This window comes from Brevundimonas sp. BH3 (assembly GCF_045345115.1).
Taxonomy (GTDB): domain Bacteria; phylum Pseudomonadota; class Alphaproteobacteria; order Caulobacterales; family Caulobacteraceae; genus Brevundimonas.
In genome coordinates this window covers 2,566,982-2,582,548 of the sequence record NZ_CP150796.1, presented here as the reverse complement: position 1 = coordinate 2,582,548, position 15,567 = coordinate 2,566,982, and the positions used below count along the sequence as shown (strand labels likewise).

Annotated in this window: 13 protein-coding genes; 9 read left to right on the top strand and 4 right to left on the bottom strand. The window is 60.0% G+C overall.

The window, feature by feature from the left end; genetic code table 11:
* Positions 1-29 precede the first annotated feature (29 nt).
* The 4 genes from WEU32_RS12665 to WEU32_RS12650 all read left to right on the top strand — a co-directional run bounded on the left by WEU32_RS12665 (position 30) and on the right by WEU32_RS12650 (position 5,762).
* Positions 30-866: an acetoacetate decarboxylase family protein gene (locus tag WEU32_RS12665; protein WP_312135536.1), complete on the top strand. Its 837-nt coding sequence runs from the start codon at positions 30-32 to the stop codon at positions 864-866.
* The gene (locus WEU32_RS12660) at positions 859-1,716 is read left to right on the top strand and encodes an SDR family NAD(P)-dependent oxidoreductase (protein ID WP_406852142.1); all 858 of its coding nucleotides are present in this window, start codon (positions 859-861) and stop codon (positions 1,714-1,716) included. Before WEU32_RS12665 ends, WEU32_RS12660 begins: the two co-directional genes overlap by 8 nt.
* A gap of 127 nt (positions 1,717-1,843) precedes the next feature.
* Positions 1,844-4,222 (top strand): TonB-dependent receptor, encoded by a 2,379-nt coding sequence (locus WEU32_RS12655; protein WP_406852141.1) that lies wholly within the window; start codon positions 1,844-1,846, stop codon positions 4,220-4,222.
* A 112-nt stretch (positions 4,223-4,334) separates the two neighbouring features.
* Positions 4,335-5,762: an aldehyde dehydrogenase family protein gene (locus WEU32_RS12650; RefSeq protein WP_406852140.1), complete on the top strand. Its 1,428-nt coding sequence runs from the start codon at positions 4,335-4,337 to the stop codon at positions 5,760-5,762.
* Positions 5,763-5,822: 60 nt separating this feature from the next.
* On the opposite strand, the gene WEU32_RS12645 is transcribed toward WEU32_RS12650, so the two are convergent.
* Positions 5,823-6,992 (bottom strand): 12-oxophytodienoate reductase, encoded by a 1,170-nt coding sequence (locus WEU32_RS12645; protein WP_406852139.1) that lies wholly within the window; start codon positions 6,990-6,992, stop codon positions 5,823-5,825.
* Positions 6,989-7,498 (bottom strand): nuclear transport factor 2 family protein, encoded by a 510-nt coding sequence (locus WEU32_RS12640; RefSeq protein ID WP_406852138.1) that lies wholly within the window; start codon positions 7,496-7,498, stop codon positions 6,989-6,991. Before WEU32_RS12640 ends, WEU32_RS12645 begins: the two co-directional genes overlap by 4 nt.
* A gap of 155 nt (positions 7,499-7,653) precedes the next feature.
* Here WEU32_RS12640 and WEU32_RS12635 point away from each other — a divergent pair, with 155 nt between their 5' ends.
* Entirely contained in the window at positions 7,654-8,670 is a 1,017-nt protein-coding gene (locus WEU32_RS12635; RefSeq protein WP_406852137.1) for an NADP-dependent oxidoreductase, read from the top strand.
* A 19-nt stretch (positions 8,671-8,689) separates the two neighbouring features.
* Here WEU32_RS12635 and WEU32_RS12630 read toward each other — a convergent pair whose 3' ends face one another.
* Positions 8,690-9,994, bottom strand: a complete 1,305-nt coding sequence (locus tag WEU32_RS12630; protein ID WP_406852136.1) for an ATP-binding protein — start codon at positions 9,992-9,994, stop codon at positions 8,690-8,692.
* Complete coding sequence (locus tag WEU32_RS12625; protein ID WP_406852135.1) at positions 9,991-10,644, bottom strand: response regulator; 654 nt, start codon at positions 10,642-10,644, stop codon at positions 9,991-9,993. Before WEU32_RS12625 ends, WEU32_RS12630 begins: the two co-directional genes overlap by 4 nt.
* Positions 10,645-10,762: 118 nt before the next feature.
* Between WEU32_RS12625 and dsbD the strand changes: the two genes are divergently transcribed.
* From dsbD to WEU32_RS12605, 4 genes are all read left to right on the top strand, one after another.
* Positions 10,763-12,610: a protein-disulfide reductase DsbD gene (gene dsbD, locus WEU32_RS12620; RefSeq protein WP_406852134.1), complete on the top strand. Its 1,848-nt coding sequence runs from the start codon at positions 10,763-10,765 to the stop codon at positions 12,608-12,610.
* Complete coding sequence (locus tag WEU32_RS12615; RefSeq protein ID WP_406852133.1) at positions 12,610-13,404, top strand: redoxin domain-containing protein; 795 nt, start codon at positions 12,610-12,612, stop codon at positions 13,402-13,404. Before dsbD ends, WEU32_RS12615 begins: the two co-directional genes overlap by 1 nt.
* Before the next feature lie 87 nt (positions 13,405-13,491).
* Complete coding sequence (locus WEU32_RS12610) at positions 13,492-14,145, top strand: DsbA family protein (RefSeq protein ID WP_406852132.1); 654 nt, start codon at positions 13,492-13,494, stop codon at positions 14,143-14,145.
* A gap of 253 nt (positions 14,146-14,398) precedes the next feature.
* Positions 14,399-15,547: a hypothetical protein gene (locus WEU32_RS12605; protein ID WP_406852131.1), complete on the top strand. Its 1,149-nt coding sequence runs from the start codon at positions 14,399-14,401 to the stop codon at positions 15,545-15,547.
* The last annotated feature ends 20 nt before the right edge of the window (positions 15,548-15,567 follow it).

Below are 15,567 nucleotides of genomic sequence, written 5' to 3'. Positions count from 1 at the left end.
AAACAAAAATGAAAATGGGAGGAACGACCATGGCCAAGCTCCGCTATGTCCAGGATGTCGAAAAGCTGAAGGCTGCTATGGAGGCGCGCGCCTCGCAGGGTGGTCTGAAGAACACCGTGCAGACCCTGCGCGCATTCTATGAAACCGATCCGGAAATCGTGGCGGCCCTGCTGCCCAAGCCGCTGGAACCGACCGCGGCCTCGAAAATCCTGATCCAGTTTTCCTATGTCGAAATGCGTCCGACGCCGGACAAGCTGGTCGTTTCGGCAGCTATGACGGTGGGCGTTGAGTCCACCTATAAGGGCAAGGTCGGCTGGTACGTTCTGGCCATGCCGATGGGCGGCGAGTTTGTCGTCATCGGTGGTCGTGAACGCTTTGGCGAACCCAAGAAACTGGCCGATGTCCAGTTCACCAAGAACGGCAACCACGTTCATGTCACCTGCACCCGCAACGGCGTGGCCTTTGTCGAGCTGGAAGGCAATATTGCCGACAGCCTCGGTGCCAAGAAGTTTACAGAAAACCTGTTCTGCTACAAGGGCATGCCGGGTATCGCCAACGGCTTCGGCTTTGATGGCGATGTCTTCCTGACCCAGCTGAACTGGGACCGCGACTGGGATATGCACCACGTCGTCGAGGGGGGCAAAATCACCCTGCGCGAGTCCGCCGCAGATCCGCTGATAGACGTGCCGGTCCGCAAGCTGCTCAAGATGGAATATTCCGAAGGTCGCAGCGTAACCGGCGGCGAAATTCTCGAAAAGGTTCCGGGCGAATGGCTGCAGCCGTTCTGGTGGGGCCGTTACGACGAGAACCCGACCGGTGGTATCGAGATCGCTCTGGCCTCCGAGGCTGCGCTCGAGAATGCGTGATCTTGCAGGCAAGGTGGCCGTCGTTACCGGCGGTGCCAGCGGCGTGGGCCGCGCTCTGGGCGAAGCCCTTGTCGAGCGCGGGGCCAAGGTGGTTCTCAGTGACATCAATGCCGAGGCTCTGGAAGCCACGGCATCGGAAATGCGGACCGCTGGCGGCGACGTCACGGGTATTGTGGCCGATGTGATGGATCAGGCTTCGGTCGATGCGCTGGCCGATCAGGTCTTTGCCCGTCACGGTAAGGTGCATCTGGTATTCAACAATGCCGGTGTGGGCCTTGGCGACTTCCGTGAGCCAATCTGGACGCTGGCCCTCAAGGACTGGGAGTGGGGTCACAATATCCATGTCATGGGTGTGGTCCACGGTATCCGTGCTTTTGTGCCGCGCATGCTGGAAGGAGGCGAGGATGGCTATGTCATCAACACCACCTCCACCAATGGCGGTCTGGTGCCTTCGGCCCGCACGCCGGTCTATGCCTCGACCAAGGCAGCCGTCACCAGCCTGACCGAGGTTCTGCACCACCAACTGGAAGCGCAGGGCGGCAAGGTCAAGGCGGCCCTCTTGTTCCCCGGTCCGCATCTGGTCAACACCAACCTGATGCGTTCGGCCCGACCGGCGGCCTTTGTCGATCCGGACAGCCCGCAACCGGCCGGCAAGTCGATGGCCGAACTGGCCCAGCAGAATGGCGGCGTACCGGTCACTGAACCGGAAGAAGTCGCCAATTTTGCGCTCGACGGCATTGCCGAAGGCAAGTTCTGGCTGCTGCCGCAAAGCGAGCGTTCGGATGGGAACATCCGCCGTCGCACGGACAGCATTCTGGCTCGCAGCGCCCCTGTGGGGTTGGGCGGCTAAACGAAAAAGGATAGGCGGCGGGAGGGGAATGGAGGCCCTTCCCGCCGTCAATCCTTGAGTGGCGTTAAAAAATAAAAACAAACAGCCGGTTAGATCGCAAAAGATCAGGGCTGATAGGGAGGGTTAGATGACACGACGCATGAATCGCATTGCGACTGTCCTGCTCGCGGGTACAGCCTTGGCTGGCATGATGCCTATGGCGGCTGTAGCTCAGAGTGCCGCAGAAGAAGAGGCGCAGGATGCAACCCGTATCGGCGATATTGTCGTTACAGCACAACGCCGCGAAGAACGTCTGATTGACGTTCCGCTGTCGGTATCGTCGTTGGGCGGCGAACAGTTGCAACGCGCAGGTATTGCCGATGTTTCGGCCATCGGGGGCTATGTCCCCAACGTGCAGATCAACCAGACAGTAGGCGGTGCCTTTGGTCCACTGATCTCGATGCGCGGTCTGGCTCCGTCGGGAGATACCAGCCTGGGACGCGACCAGCCGGTTGGTCTGTATATTGATGGCGTGCCGATCGCCAAATCGACCGGTGCCGCCTTCGACACTGTTGATCTGGAACGTGTCGAGGTTCTGCGCGGTCCGCAAGGTACGCTTTACGGCAAGAACACCATCGGTGGTGCGGTCAACCTTGTGACCCGCAAACCGACCGGCGTGTTTGGCGGCAAGTTCATGCTGGGTATCGGCAGCGAGAACCTGTTTGAACAACGTCTGTCACTGGATCTGCCGCGCTTTGGCACGATTGGCGAAGGCATCGGTGCCTTTGACATCAAGGTGGCCTATTCGGGTCGCGAGCGTGACGGCTTCTTTGACAATACCCACCCCGATGCCCGCTTTGATACGTTCGGCGCGCAGGACCAACAGGCGGGCCGTATCGACATTGTCTGGCGTCCGACCGAGGCCCTGTCGTTTGCCTATAGCTATGACGATACGTCCAGCAAGTCTTCGCCCGCCATGCTGGCCATCAGCGCTCCGGGCGCAATCGGTCCGGGCGGGGCCTATGCGTCGCTGTATCCTTATATCAAGGACTCGATCCACACCTCGCGTCCGAAGGGCATTGCCAACGACTATTCCAACCGCAGTGATTTTGCGGTCAGCGGCCATGGCCTGACGATCGAGTACAACAAGGACGGTGTGCCGTTCTTTGGTGATGTAACCGTGAAGTCGATCACCGCTCACCGCACCATGCAGTCGTGGAGCCAGACCGACTTTGACGGCGTGGGCGTCGATCTGATGCACTTCACGCTCAACAACGACTATCAGCAGACCTCGCAGGAGCTGCAACTGATCGGCACGAACGGCCAGATCAACTACACGTTCGGTCTGTTCGGCTTCAAGGAAGAGTATGACGTGTTCAATCCGCGCTGGAACTTCCAGTTCGGCGGCAACAAGTATGATCTTCAGGAACGGTCGGCCGACAACAAGTCCTATGCGGCCTATGGTCAGCTGACCTGGACGCCCAATGCGTTCGAAAAACGCCTCAGCCTGACGATTGGCGGTCGCATCAGCAAGGACGAGAAACAGGCGACGTCGTTGAGCCAGAGCTACGCGACCTATCTGGCTAATCCGGCCAATCCGGCATCGGGTGTGTTCCAGCGCGATGCCAATGGCAATCCGGTGACCCGCAGCGGTGGTCCGGCTCTGGGTGCCCTTCCGGGACCGGGCAATATCGGCCCCTCGGACCTGATCCCGTTGACGGCAGATGGTTCGTGGTCGGAGTTCACGCCAGAGTTTAACATCGCCTGGAAGATGAGCGAGGACTGGAACGTCTATGCGCGTTACGCCACCGGCTTCAAGAGCGGCGGCAATAACGACGTGGCAGCCAACAATGCCGGCTTCATGACGCCGTATAACCCTGAAAAACTGACGGCCTATGAAATCGGGACCAAGGGTCAGTGGTTCGACAAGCGCCTCAGCCTGTCGGCGGCGGTCTATTACAGCGATTATGAAGACTTCCAGGCCGGTGTCTTTGTGCCGTCTCTGGTAACCACGACGATCATCAATGCCGGTCAGGCCACAATGTCGGGTTTCGAGCTGGAAGGCATTGTGCGTCCGATCGACAACCTGCGCATCAACTTCGGCTATGGCTACACCAAGGCCGAGTATGACGAGTTCATCCTGCCCTCGGGTCAGGACGTGACCGACACCTATGTCTTCCCGTTGATCCCCAAGCACAACTATACGCTGGGTGTGGACTATCGCTGGAATGATGTAGCCGTTGGTGGCGATATCGTCGCCAGCCTGAACTACAACTGGCGTGACGAGCAGGAAGGCAACATCACCGGCGACCCTCTGTCGGTCCGTAAAGCCTATGGTCTTCTGGATGGCCGTATCTCGCTCAGCGATATCGACATTGGCGATGGTCGTCTGATGGAGATCTCGTTGTGGGGTAAGAATCTGCTGGACGAAGAATATTGGGTATCGGGTATCAATCTGAGCCTGTTCACCATTCGCCAGTGGGGCGACCCGCGCAGCTTTGGCCTGCAAGCCAATGTGAAGTTCTGATCTGGAATGACGGGGGCGGCCAACAGGTCGCCCCCAAATCTTTCATGTCCAAATTTCCGGCTGCCGTGTGAATGTCTGGTGGCCTTTCTTTTTCATCCTTGGCGGAGGGACCATGTCCGACCATCTGAAATTCTATATCGACGGGGCATGGGTTGATCCGGTTGCTCCACGCACTCTGGATGTTATCAATCCGGCCACCGAACAATCTGTCGCCCGCATCAGTCTGGGCGGGGCCGAGGATGTGGATCGCGCCGTCATGGCCGCGCGCCGCGCCTTTGACAGTTTTGCCCGCACCACGCGTCAGGAACGGATCGAACTGCTTGAAGCGATTCTTGCCGAGTATGAGCGCCGCCGCGAGGAAATGGCCAAGGCCATCACGGCCGAAATGGGCGCACCACGCACCCTGTCGCGCAATGCACAGGCCTTTATGGGCACAGCGCACCTTTCGACCGCCATCGAGGTGCTGAAAAACTATGAATTCGAGGAAGCCCGTGGCTCGACCCTGATCAGCCGCGAACCGATCGGCGTATGCGCCTTCATCACGCCGTGGAACTGGCCGTCCAACCAGATCGGTTGCAAGGTGGCTCCGGCGTTGGCGACGGGCTGTACCATGGTGCTGAAACCGTCCGAAGTGGCCCCGCTGTCGGGCATTATCTGGAGCGAGATCATGGATGCGGCCGGTGTTCCGGCGGGCGTTTATAACATGGTCAATGGTGACGGGCCGGGTGTGGGTGCGGCCCTCAGCAGCCATCCCGAGGTGGATATGGTCAGCTTTACCGGCTCGACCCGCGCGGGCATCGAGGTGGCCAGAAATGCCGCCCCGACCATCAAGCGCGTGCATCAGGAACTGGGTGGCAAGTCGGCCAATATTGTTTTGCCCGATGCCGATATCGCCAAGGCTGTCACGGCAGGCGTGGACCACATCATGAACAATAGCGGCCAGTCCTGTAATGCGCCCACGCGTATGCTGGTGCCGCGTGATCGCATGGACGAGGTCAAGACCGCCGCCCGTGCTGCCGCCGAGGCTATCACCGTCGGCGACCCGCAAGGCGATGCCCGTATGGGACCGGTGGTGTCCGAGGCCCAGTGGAACAAGATTCAGGGCCTGATTTCAAAGGGTATCGACGAAGGGGCCACTCTGGTCACGGGCGGGGCAGGGCGTCCCGACGGTCTGGATGTCGGCTATTATGTCCGCCCCACCATCTTTGCCGATGTCGATCCCGACATGACCATTGCCCGTGAGGAAATCTTCGGGCCGGTGCTTTCGATCATTCCTTATGACACGGTGGAAGATGCCGTCAGGATCGCCAACGACACCGTCTATGGACTGGCGGCCTATGTGCAGTCTGGTGACATCGACAATGCCCGCAAGATCGCCCGCCAGCTTCGTGCCGGTCAGGTGGCGATTAATGGTCCGGCCCCTGATCTCATGGCTCCGTTCGGGGGCTTTAAACAGTCGGGCAATGGCCGCGAGTGGGGCGATCACGCCTTTGCCGAGTTCCTCGAGGTTAAGGCCACGCTGGGCCACACCCCCGCATGACGGATTAACCGTCCCAACCGGAAAGGGCCGCTCAATGAGCGGCCCTTTTTTTGTGAGGTCTTAGGACAGTCGGCCCAGATTGGCGCGGTCGAAGGGAATAAAGGGTTGGCCCGTCCTGACCCGCTCGACCCATTGCGGGTCATTCAGTATGGCTCGGCCTACACCGGCCATGTCGAACTCCTGACGGGCAATGGCATCGCGTGCAGCTTGCAGGTTGTCCAGCGGCTTGGTCTCGCTGCTGCCGCTCAGGGTCTCACCCAGACCATTGCCCAGACCGATACCGCCAATGGCAACAGTCGGCTTGCCGGTCAGTTTTTTTGCCCATCCCGCCAGTGACAGGTTGGAGCCTTCAAACGCCGGACGATCAAACACCCGTCCGCTGGCATCAAACAGGTCCACGCCGGCCTCGGCCAACGGTACCAGCAATGCGCCCAGTTCTTCGGGCGTTTCGCCCAAACGTGCGCCATAGTCCTGTTGTTTGTGCTGGGAAAAGCGGAACATGATCGGGGCATTGCCGATCTCGGCCCGCACAACCGCTACGATCTCGGCGGCAAAGGCGGCGCGACGGGCACTATCGCCGCCATAGCGGTCATCGCGGTGGTTGGTTTCGTGCCACAGGAAGCTGTCGATCAGATAGCCGTGGCCACCATGCAGGGCCACGCCGTCAAATCCGGCCTCCATGGCATTGCGGGCGGCACCGGCAAAGGCGGCGATAATGTCGGCGATTTCGCCTGTGCTCATGGGCTGCGTCGGGGCACGCATGGCATCGACATAGTCATCCCCATACGAAGTATGACCCGCCTTGCCCCAATGACCTGATGGGCGCGAACCGACCAGATCGGGCCGGTTGGATCGGGCAGGGTCGCGCAACGGCCCCTGATGCCAGAGCTGCGGAAAGATACGTCCGCCCGCCGCGCGGACGGCATCGGTGACACGCCGCCAACCCTCAAGGGCGGCCTTGCCATACATATGGGGAATTGCGGGATCATCGACAGAGGTCAGATGATCAATGCCCACACCCTCGGTGACAATCAGGCCGACGCCTGCCTCGGCCCGGCGCTGATAATAGGAAGCGACATCCGCGCCCGGCACACCATCCGGCGAATGATAGCGCGTCATCGGCGACATGGAGACGCGGTTGCGCAAGGTCAGTTCACGGATGCTGATCGGCTGGAACAGCGGATCGGTCGTCGTCGCTTCGGCTGCTGGCTCCAGAAGCGTATCGGTCATTTCAGGCCCTCTGCATGATCGATGGTCCGCAAGATAGCGCGGGCATCGTCCGATCCGTTCAGCAGGCGATTGGTGCGCCACTGGATTTTCCACGTCCCGTCGATACGGGCCAGCTCCCACACATTCACCGACACGCGCCAGACATTGAACACGCCGTTCTCGTGTTTATAGACCCTTGAATAGTTGACGGCGCAGGCGCGGTCGCCATCGACGGTTACATTAGGCATGCTGGGGATGTGGGCGGCCCCTTCGCGTACAAGCGCGCGGTGGACATCATTGTCGAGCAATCCGGCAATACCGTCACGACCCTTTCCGGCCCAGCCATTGCCCAGTTCGTAAACACCGTCTTCGCTCCAAAGATCGCCGACCTTCTGGCCGCGTTCAAACGTGTCGGCGGTGTCGGCCTGTGGGCCATAGCGGGCGATGATCTGGCAGACGGCCACATAGTCCTGAAGGGACTGTAGCTTCTGTTCCAACCGCGCGAGGCGGGCTTCGGTGTCGGACATGGCAACTCCTGAATCTGCCCAAATCGGGTCCCCCCTAACATCCAAAATTTAACGGCCTAGATTAGCCGTCCTTACGGAAACGCTGTGTTGAACACGGCTGTCTGGTCGCGGGTGCGGGGCCATTCGATAGTGGGCGGATAATCGGGAGGCCACCAATGACAATGAACCGCCAATGGGTGCTGGCACGTCGTCCAGTAGGGCAGGTGAGGTTGGAGGATTTCGCACGCATTGATGCCGAAATTCCTGTGCCCGATCTGGCAGCAGGCGAGATTCTGGTCCGTAACCGGATGCTTGGTTTTGATCCGGCCCAGCGCGGATGGATGGACAAGGGCACGAGCTATATGGCCCCGATGGCCCTCGGCGAGCCGGTGCGGGGCAGTGCAGCAGCCGAGGTGATCGCTTCGCAAAATCCGGCCTATCCGGTGGGCCGTTTCGTGCGGGGTCTGTTTGGATGGCAAGACTATGCCGTGGTGAACAAGGTCGGCGAGACGGCTCCCATCCTCATTCCCGAAGATGTTGCCCCTGAGGAGGCGCTTGGAGTTCTGGGGGCAGCCAGCCTGACGGCATGGGTCGGTATCAAAACTGTTGGCGGCGTCAAAAGCGGCGACTGTGTGTTGGTGTCGGGGGCCGCGGGCGCGGTCGGCAGCATGGTGGTGCAGATTGCTCGCCTGAACGGAGCGCGGGTGATCGGCATAGCGGGCGGGGCCGAAAAATGCCGCTGGCTGGTCGAGGATTACGGAGCCGATGCCGCCATTGATTATCGCAGCGAAGATGTGTCGGCGCGTCTGGCCGAACTGGCCCCTGATGGCGTGGACCTGTTCTTTGACAATGTGGGTGGTGACATATTGGAGGCCGCTATCGGCCGGATGGCGTTTCACGGACGTATCGTCCTGTGTGGCTCTATCTCGGGCTATAATGACGCCGAACCGGCCCCCGGCCCGCGCAATCTGTCACGCATGATTTCCTACAGGATTTCGATGCAGGGCTTTATCCTGCTGGACCATCTGGATCAGGTGCCACAGGCCAGTGCCGAACTGCGCGACTGGCTGGCGGCAGGAACGCTGCGCTACCGCACGGATATACAGCACGGTTTCGAAGACATCCCCGCCACCTTCCTGCGCTTGTTCAGTGGAGCCAATAAGGGCAAACAATTGCTGCGTCTTTGTGCGTGACCGATCGTTTTCCAAGGCCCTATCGGGCTGTAATGCCACGGATTTCGATCCTCAAACCTCCCAGTTTTGAGGGCATGAACGACAGGCTTGCTCCATGGGCTTCGGCTGCGGACTTGGCGATGGAAAGCCCCAGACCGCTGCCCATACTGGTTGATCCCGACGGGCGATAAAACCTCTGCCCAAGCTGGGGTAGGTCCGCAGGTTTTACGCCTTGACCATCATCCTCGATCACCACAACACTGCCTTCCCGATCGGTTTCGAATGCAATTTTTATCGCCTTGTCGGCATGACGAATTGCATTCGACAGAAGGTTGTTGAGGACCAGTGCAAACCGGTCTGGTTCGACCAGCAACAGCTTCTCCTGCGCCGGTAATTCTAGGCGTGGATCGCGCAAAGTCGGATCTAGAAGTTTGGACAGTGCGGTCCATTTGCGGTCTTCAGGCACCACGATTGCGCTCTCGTCCTCTTGGGCGAGGGTCAGAAGATTACTGACCAACAGGGCAGTTCTGTCGATAGAAGACTGAATTTGGCTAAGCGCCTCGCCACGGGTTTTCGGGTCGGATGTGCTGGCCGCGACCTGTGCTTGCAGACGGATACCGGCGAGCGGCGTTCTGATCTCGTGGGCAGCGGCAGCAGTGAACTCGGCCTCACGTTGGCGTGCGCTTTTTACGCGCGTCATCAGATGGTTCACGGCATCGACGATGGGGTGAAGCTCGGATGCGTCTGCAGGCGCGTCTAACGGGGGCAGCGTCTTGGGATCGCGGGCCGCGAGAGCCTGGGCCATACGCCGCACCGGACTTAGGCCCGAATTCAGCACGCTCCAGAACAACAAACCCAGCGCCGCCAGTCCTAACAGGGCCGGAAACAGCAGGCTCTGCACGACGCTGGTGACCAGTCCGTCACGCACCGCCAGACTGTCGCCCACCATGACGCGATAGGTCGTGTCGGGTACCTTGACCGTATAGACCCGCCAGTGCTCGCCATTGATCTTGCGTTCGGAGAAACCGTCTTCAGAGGCAGCCAGCATTTCCGAAGGGGCGCTGGATGATCGTGCGACGAGGTCCCCGCCCAGTGTCCATATCTGACAGGACAGCTGCTGGGCATATTCATAATCGCCAGCGGGGGCAGGGGGACGAATGACCGGCGCAACCTGTCCCTCGCCGATCAACGAGGACACCATGCTGGCCGACTCCATCAGGCGCCTGTCAAGAACGTGCTGGACCTCCTGACGGGTTTGCCACTGGACCCAGATCACGGATCCGCCCCAGACCAGACTGGTCATCAGGACCAGAAGCAGAAAAATTCTAAGCCGCATGGAGGTCATTGCAGGGTGTATCCCACGCCGCGCACGGTGCGGATGAAGCGGCTGCCCAGCTTGGCCCTCAGATTATGGATATGCACCTCGACGGCGTTTGAGCCGATATCCTCCTGCCAGCCATACAGTCTTTCCTCGAGCTGGTGGCGGGACAGAACCTGGGAAGGACGCTCCAGCAGCGCGTGCAGAATATCGAACTCTCGGCGTGACAACTGGACAGTTTCAGCGTCGCACCAGACCTGCCGTGTTACCGGGTCGGCCGACACCGGTCCGTGGGTGACAAGGTTTTGGTGTTGGCCCAGTGCGCGACGGCGTACGGCCCTGAGACGCGCGGCCAGTTCGTCGAGGTCGAACGGCTTGACCATATAGTCGTCCGCTCCGGCATCGAGGCCCTCAATCCGCTGGCTGGTGCGATCCCGGGCCGTCAGGATGATGACGCTGGTGCCAAGTGCCTTGCGTCGAATGAAGTGCAGGACATCAAGGCCCTCTCCATCGGGCAGGCCAAGATCGATGATTGCGGCATCGAAAGGGGCGGTTTCCAGTGCCGCCAGCGCGTCGTCGACACATCGCAATGGTTCGACAACATAGCCGCGATCCCGCAGTCCGATCCTTAGACCGTCCGCGATAACCGGATCATCTTCAACAACCAGAACTCTCATGGATGACCGCTGACACTGTGGGCTTAAGTCTGGCTTAAGCTGTAGCGACGACTGCAGCCACATGAAGCCGATCAAGTCTCTAATCCACCTTACTGCGGTAATTGTGACGCTTGTCACCATGACCGCGCTGCCGCTTGCCTCAAGCGCAGCACAGTTCCTGTCTGCCGATCAGGCTTTTGTATTGCGGACCGAAAGGCAGGCAAACGGCGATTTTTCGATCCGGTGGAAGATAGCGGAAGGGCATTACCTTTATCGCGATCATACGGTTGTAAAGGCAAACGCCAACATACTGGCGACCCGTCTTTCCTCGGGGGTTGAAAAGGACGATCCGGGGTTCGGCAAGGTCAGTGTTTGGTTCGCAAACGGCGAGGCCGTTGTCAGTGCGGCGGCCCTCGCGACTGCCGGTCATCCCGCAACTGTTCAGGTCACCTATCAAGGCTGCGAGGATGGCTTGATTTGTTATCCGCCGGTGACCACAGAGGTGCAGGTACCGCAGCTACCGGCCGCGACCAAGACGAAAGCGCAGGCCCCCGATAGTGTCGCATCCAGCGCCCCGCCGGAATTATCCCTTACCCGCGAGAATGTGTCTGAAACGGTTGAGACTGCCCCGCTGCCTGTCTTGGAGGCACCGGCCATGGAAGCCACTGATGAGGTGGCGACGGAGGCCGCTCCGGCAAACAGCCTGATCGAAAATCTGGTCAGTCAGGGTGGTGGTCTGTGGGTGCTGCTTGCCTTTTTCGGCTTCGGACTCTTGTTGGCCTTCACGCCCTGTGTCTTTCCGATGTACCCGATCCTTGCGGGTGTGATCGGGCAGGATACCAGCGGAACACGCCGTGGTTTCTTCCTGTCGGTTGCCTATGTGCTGGGTCTGGCTCTGGCCTTTGCCGGGCTCGGATTTGCGGCAGCATGGTCGGGGCAGAATCTGCAGATGGTTCTTCAGACTTCATGGGCTATCGGAACCCTTGCCATCATCTTTCTTGTGCTGGCAGCCTCGATGTTCGGAGGCTTTGATCTGACCCTGCCGCGCTGGTGGACCGAGCGTTTTGGCGGGACGGCCAAGACAGGCCGACGCTCGCTGGCTTCGGCAGGCGGTATGGGCTTTGCGTCTGCCCTCATCGTCGGCCCATGTGTGACGGCCCCCTTGGCAGGAGCGCTGCTGTATATCGCACAGACCGGAGATGCTGTGCTTGGAGCCGCCGCCCTGTTCAGCTTGGGTCTTGGAAAGGGAGTACCTCTGGTTCTGTTCGGCACGGCCGGAGCCCGCTTCCTGCCGAGGGCTGGGGCGTGGATGAACCATGTCAAAGCGGCCTTCGGCTTTGTGTTTGTCGCGATGGCGTGGTGGCTGCTCTCGCGCATTCTGCCTGTCCATATTGTCATGGCGTCAGGTGCTCTTATGGCGTTGGCCATCGCAGTCGCCTTGTGGCGTCTGTCGCAATCTACTGTTGCGGCGCTGGTGGTGGTGTCACGGGCATTGGCGGTGGCTGTCGGTGTGTGGGGTGTATTCTGGCTCGCGGGTGTTGCTTCGGGCGCGTCCGATCCATGGCGACCGCTGGCTTTGGCCGCCTCGAACACGACATCGGGCGAAGAGGCCCCATATCGCGTCGCGGCTACGGTCTTGGACGAGAATACACTGGCTGCGGCGCTGGAGCGTTCTGCAATACAGGGCAATACGGCTGTGGTTTATTTCACGGCGGACTGGTGTGTGACGTGCCGGGCCATCGAGAAGAATGTTCTGCGCGATCGCAATGTGCGACAGGCTCTGGAACAGACGGATCTGATAAAGGTCGATGTCACATCCAATGACGAGGCCGTGCGCGCGATCATGGCCCGATACGCGATTGTGGGGCCGCCAACCATGCTGTTCATTGGATCCGATGGCGAGGAACGCAAGGCTGCACGCCTCGTCGGTACGGTGACTGCCGATGCGGTGTTGGAGGGCATCGCCGGTGCTGGAAGGACAAGCTGATGAACGGCCTGCAACTGGGTACGATTGTGCTTTCCGGCGAACGGTTGGGCATCATTGCCGGTGTTTTTGTTTTCATGATCGGCGCAGGCTTGTTGGCAATGCGGGTTAATGAACGTTTCAACCTCTGGAGCACGGTGGTGGTGTTCGGGGGGCTGGCCGCCGCCCGCATCGGGCATGTGCTCACCCATTGGGAATATTTCGCAGAGGCCCCCTTACGCGTCTTTGCCGTGTGGCAGAGCGGGTTCCAGTGGATATGGGTGGCTCCGGTCGTGGTCTTGGCGAGTATTCTTCTGTTGAAGACCAAGCGCGAGCGCGGCTGGGCGCTTGTGCCTGTGGCCGTCAGTGCCTTGGTTTGGACCCTTGCCTATCAGTTGACTTCGGCGACCGAGCCCCTTCCTGCACCGCATATGACGCTGGATCAGCTGGACGGTCCGCCGGTCACCCTGTCTCAAGCGGACGATAGGCCGACAGTGATTAATCTGTGGGCGACGTGGTGTCCGCCATGCCGCCGTGAAATGCCGGCTCTGGCACAGGCCGAAGAGCGCAATCCTGACGTGCGTTTCCTCTTCATCAATCAGGGTGAGGGGGGTGACAAGATCCGAGACTATCTGGAAATGGAAGATATAAATCTGCGGCACATCTTGCTCGATCCGGCGATGGATGTGCCTGAACATTATCGCACCGTGGGGCTGCCGGTGACGTTATTCCTGAACGCGGACGGCACGCTAGGCCATGCCCATATTGGCGAGATCGCGCCCGAACAGATTGCACACCAGATCGCGCGCCTGAACTAGGGCTTAAGCCGCCCTTAAGCTGGGAGGGAGACTTGGAGCCTCCAGTTCAAAGCCCGCTATCGAGGCGTGGCGATCAGGGAGTGCAGGATGAAATTTGTCTCGCTTGCGGCCGCGCTGGCCGCAGCCATAGCTTTGGGTGCATGTGGTCCGGCCGATGCCAACAGCCAGCCTCAAAGCGGTGGCGGTGCCATGATTATGGACGTGGGCTTCAATGCTCTGTTGCGGGACCCTGCAACCCCGTTTCTCGGTGCCGAAGAGGCTGATGTCACCATCATCGGCTACATGGACTATAACTGCCCCTACTGCAAAATGATGATCCCCGAGCTGGAAGGCCTGATGGCTTCTGACTCCAAGGTCCGCGTCCTTTACAAGGAATGGCCGATCTTTGGCGAGGTGTCGGAAAATGCCTCGCGTATCGCGTTGGCCGCTGGCTATCAGGGTAAATACCACGAGGTCCATAAGGCCTTTATGGGCGCACCCGGCCGTATCGACAGCGATGCCACCGCACGAAGGTTGGCAACCGAGGCAGGCGCGGATATGGCGCAACTGGAGGCCGACCTCACCGCTCACCGCAGCGAAATCGACGCTGTAATCCGCAGGAATACGGTTGAGGCATCGGCACTTGCCCTGCGTGGCACACCGGCCTTTGTGGTCAACGGCGTGCTTATTCCTGGCGGGCTCAAGAAAGAACAGTTCGAGGCCCTGATTGGCCGCATCCGTTCGGGACAACCGCTGTACTGAGCCGATTACGTTAGTGGCGAGAGCTGTGAAAGAAGCGCAGGCGGGCATAGAGATCACAGCGCGTGGGCGAGACACGTCGCCGGATCTCATGCCCGCCGAACATGATCCCTGAGCGGACGAAGAGACACGATTCTATCGCGAGATTGTCGCGCGGATATCTTTCAGCTTTGCATTTAGCTTCGTGAACGGTCGCTAAGCGCCCCCTTGGTAAAGAGGGGCGTTAATGCTGTCGCGTAGTAAAAACAGAGCAATCGTGTCCGCAGTTTTGCTGTTCGGCATGACGCTGGGGGGCGTTGGGGTTTCAGGAGCCGAGGCGCAAGAGGCCGCAGGTCTGGCTGACCTGCCTTTGACGCAGAATGGCGGAACATGGGATGCAGGCCATGTTCAGGGTATTGCCGTCGATCGCGCCAATGGCTTCATCTACTATTCTTTTACCGACCTGCTGGCCAAATACGACTTTGAGGGCAACCTCGTCGGGACACTTGTCGGTTGGACGGGCCATCTGGGTGATCTGGCGCTCAATCCGGCCAATGGAAAGCTCTACGGTTCACTCGAATACAAGGCGGATGAAGCCTTCTATATCGCCGTCATCGACGTGGCGGGTGTTGACCGGATCGGTATTTCAGCCGCGACGTCACCCTTGTTTCAGACGGTCCATCTGGCCGAAGTCGGTCGCGACTATGCCGCCGATATGGATGGTAATGGCCGTTTTGACGGCAATATTGCCGAGACCTTAGACCATCGCTATGGCGCTTCGGGAATCGATGGCGTGGCGTTCGGTCCCCGCTTCGGCTCGCATGATGGCCCGCAAAGGCTGACTGTCGGGTATGGCATCTACAGCCATACGGGCCGCTCCGATAACGACCATCAGGTCTTGCTCCAGTATGATGTGAGCGAATGGGATGATCTTGTCCGTCCGCTTGTCGAAAGCGCCCCGCACAGAAGCGGTCCCGACCATGCGGACGGCAAGTATTTCGTGCGGACCGGCAACACCACCTACGGAATCCAGAACCTGGCCTATGATGCGGACAGCAACCGCTGGTTCATGGGCGTCTATGCCGGACGCAAGCCGCATTATCCCAACTATCTGATGTTTGCTTTCGACGCGGACGCCCGACCGGCCCGTGGCGATCTGGTGGGGGTGCCCGCCGCAGACGGGAACGGATGGGAACAGGGCCTGTTGTTGCCGCTGGCCGAGGACGGCCTGCGTGACCCGGCTACGGACATTCGCGGCTGGAACCAGAAGTCCGATGTCGGTCTGGAGCCGGTCGGCGACGGCCTGTTCTATCTTGCCGTCAACTCCGGAACTCGCGGGTCACAGACGGCCGATATCACCCTGATGCGCTGGACCGGAAAGGCTGACCAGCCCTTCGTGCCTGTGGTGGCACCCGTCTCCCGTTGAGGCCGCCCATCAGGGGCTCC